We start from the raw sequence: 2,711 nt of genomic DNA on the forward strand, positions 1-2,711 counted from the left end.
GAACGGCGTCACGGGAAAGGAGAGCAGGCCGCCGCCGATATGCCTGGCCATCTCCTGGGGGGTCATCTTGCTCATCGCGCCGCTCCTTGGATTTCCGTCATATGGACGCTTGTCTGCCGCGTCCGCAGAGCCTTTGGTTAAGCCCAAGTCCGATGCCGGTCCAAGCCAATCACGGTATCGATCGATGCGAGGTCGGCATCAATCCTCCGCCTGTTGCAAGGCGTTGAGACTGGCGGCGATCTCGACCAGCGCCGGCAGCAGCGGGTTGTCGTGCTCGCGGCGCCAGACGATGAACAATTCCACCGGCGCCGGATTGCGCAGCTTCAACTGGCGCAGCTTGACATCGGCGATCCGCAGGCTGGTCGCGGCCTCCGGCACGATTGCAAGGCCGAGGCCGGCACGCACCATCGACAGGATCGAGTGGATCTGGCTCAAATGCTGCACATAGCGCGGCAGAACCTCGGCGCGCATGAACTGCGCCACCAGCAGGTCGTGGAAATAACGCGCCTCCGACGGCGAATACATGATGAAGGGCTGATCATCGAAATCCTTGATCGAGATGGTCTCGGTCGACGCAAGGCGATGCCGGCGCGGGATCGCCGCATAAAGCGGTTCGGCCAGCACGCGCCGCGTGGTGAATTCGGGCCGCGCGATCGGTGGCCGCAGCAGCCCGGCGTCGATCTGTCCCGAGGCCAGCGCCTCCATCTGGTCGCCCGACACCATCTCCTGCAGCGACAGATCGGCCTCCGGCAGTTTGGTGCGGCAGGCCGCAACCAGATCGGGAAGAAAGCCGTAGGCCGTGGCTGCGGTGAAGCCGATCTTCAGCGCGCCGCTCTTGCCGCTCGCGATCCGGCGCGCGACCTGCGCTGCGGTCTCGGCGAGCTTCAGGATGCGCCGCGCCTCGGGCAGGAAGCTGCGGCCGGCAGGCGTCAGCTTCACCGAGCGGCTGGTGCGCTCGAGCAGGGCTGCGTCGACGATGTGCTCCAGCACCTGCACCTGCCGGGACAGCGGCGGCTGGGTCATGTTGAGCCGCGCCGCGGCGCGGCCGAAATGCAGCTCTTCGGCGACCGTGACGAAGCAGCGGAGCTGGTTGAGATCGAACATCGATGCCTCCCTGGCATGGATCGCGCTGATATGGACGTGGATTAGCATCGATTGGGCGGTGTGAGAATGGAGTTGGCGCGTGGGAGTCTCTCCTTCGTCATTCCGGGGCGCGCGGAACGCGCGAGCCCGGCGACTGTCTTAGCTGTCAAGAGATTGTGGGGTGTATGGGGTGTTGTTTTTGACCATGGCGTTGGCTGTGACCAGCAGTTTTCGGGCGATGGCGATGAGAGCGAGCTTGGCGGGCTTGCCTTGGTCTCGCAGGGCCTGGTAGGCGGCTTTCATTTGGGGATTGTGGCGGCTGGCAACGAGAGCGGCCATGTAGAGGGCCGTGCGCACGCATGGGCGGCCGCCGGAGATGGCAGCACGGGGCGGTGCATTGCCGGACTGGCTGATATGTGGGGCGAGGCCGGCGAGGCTTGCGATAGCTTTGCGATCGACCCGGCCGATCTCCGGCAGCTCGGTGATCAGCGCCGTGGCCACGCGCTCGCCGATGCCGGGGATCGAGGTGAGGATCTCGAAGCTGCAGGCAAGCTGCGGATCGGCGTTGATCCGGCGGGCGAGCTCGGTCTCGATCTGGCGGCACTGGGCCGTCAGAGCTGCGATGGTGGCACGGTGATTGTCCAGCAGGAGAGGCTCGGCGGTTTGTTTCAGCCGTGTCTTCTCCATGGCAATCATTTCCGTGAGCTGGCGACGGCGTGTGGCGAGGGCCTTGAGCGCCAGCTGCTCGGCGGAAGGCAATGGGCGAATGGCGTCGGTCATGGCGAGAGCGAAGCGCGCAATCAGCCGCGCGTCCAGCCTGTCGGTCTTGGCACGGCGCCCTTCAAAGTCGCGGAACGCCTTGATGCGGCGCGGATTGACGAGGCCGACCTCGAACCCTGCTGCGCCGAGAGCGCTGACGAGCTGCCGGGCATAGGGACCGATCGCCTCCAGGACGACACGTCCGACGCCGGCCTGGGTCAACCGCTCGACCACGGCGGCGATACCTTCGGCCACGTTGGGAAACCGGAAGGTCTTGCCGGAGGGGGCAAGACCGACATCGAGATAGCGTTGGCCGACATCGATGCCGGCTGCGAGCGCAAGAAGCTGAGCTGTCATGGGATCAGACCTGTATGCGAGCTACCGGAAACCGGCACTCATGCGACTGTTCGATCAGACAAAGGCAAGCGGAGATGCCCAGGCCGGGCTACGATCAACAATCGACCAGGAATCCAACGAGCTATCTCCACCCGCCGCCACTATGACAGTGACACCCGGTGAGATACAGGAATCCATTTCACCGCACAACGTAAGGCACAATGGATTCCAGGCACGCCCTGCGGGCGCCCCGGAATGACGTGTGGAGAGAGTGCGCGCGGGATTCTTCATTCGCTGCCACGCGCTACTCCCCGTCCCTGAGCCGCCGGTAGACCGCGCCCAGGATGTTCGAATAGTCGTCGGTCCAGATCCGCTGGCCTTCGGTCGGCTCGGTCTCGGCCCATTTGTCCGATGAGGCGAGGCTGCCGACATCGTCCTCCTCGCGCGCCGAGACCACCACGTCGGTGGCGAAGATGTATTCGCTGTCGCGCCCGGAATCCTCGTTGTAGACCCAGCTCTTCATGTCGTTCTCG

The 2,711-nt window shown here is 64.8% G+C and carries 3 protein-coding genes; all 3 read right to left on the minus strand.

Annotated features, from left to right (window positions below):
- Positions 1 to 198: 198 nt before the first annotated feature.
- Positions 199 to 1,104 (minus strand): LysR substrate-binding domain-containing protein, encoded by a 906-nt coding sequence (locus tag JOY90_RS03290; RefSeq protein WP_291689737.1) that lies wholly within the window; start codon positions 1,102 to 1,104, stop codon positions 199 to 201.
- A gap of 138 nt (positions 1,105 to 1,242) precedes the next feature.
- A complete protein-coding gene (locus JOY90_RS03295) occupies positions 1,243 to 2,199 on the minus strand; it encodes an IS110 family transposase (RefSeq protein ID WP_291689738.1) in 957 nt (318 codons plus the stop codon).
- Between the two features lie 283 nt (positions 2,200 to 2,482).
- On the minus strand, positions 2,483 to 2,711 hold a 229-nt coding region (locus JOY90_RS03300), incomplete at its 5' end, for a hypothetical protein (RefSeq protein ID WP_291689739.1).

This window comes from Bradyrhizobium sp., assembly GCF_019242285.1.
Classification (GTDB): domain Bacteria; phylum Pseudomonadota; class Alphaproteobacteria; order Rhizobiales; family Xanthobacteraceae; genus Bradyrhizobium.

Bases quoted from the DNA above. Each gene is read 5' to 3' on its own strand.
- JOY90_RS03290 (WP_291689737.1), bottom strand. From the start codon at position 1,104: ATGTTCGATCTCAACCAGCTCCGCTGCTTCGTCACGGTCGCCGAAGAG.
- JOY90_RS03295 (WP_291689738.1), bottom strand. From the start codon at position 2,199: ATGACAGCTCAGCTTCTTGCGCTCGCAGCCGGCATCGATGTCGGCCAA.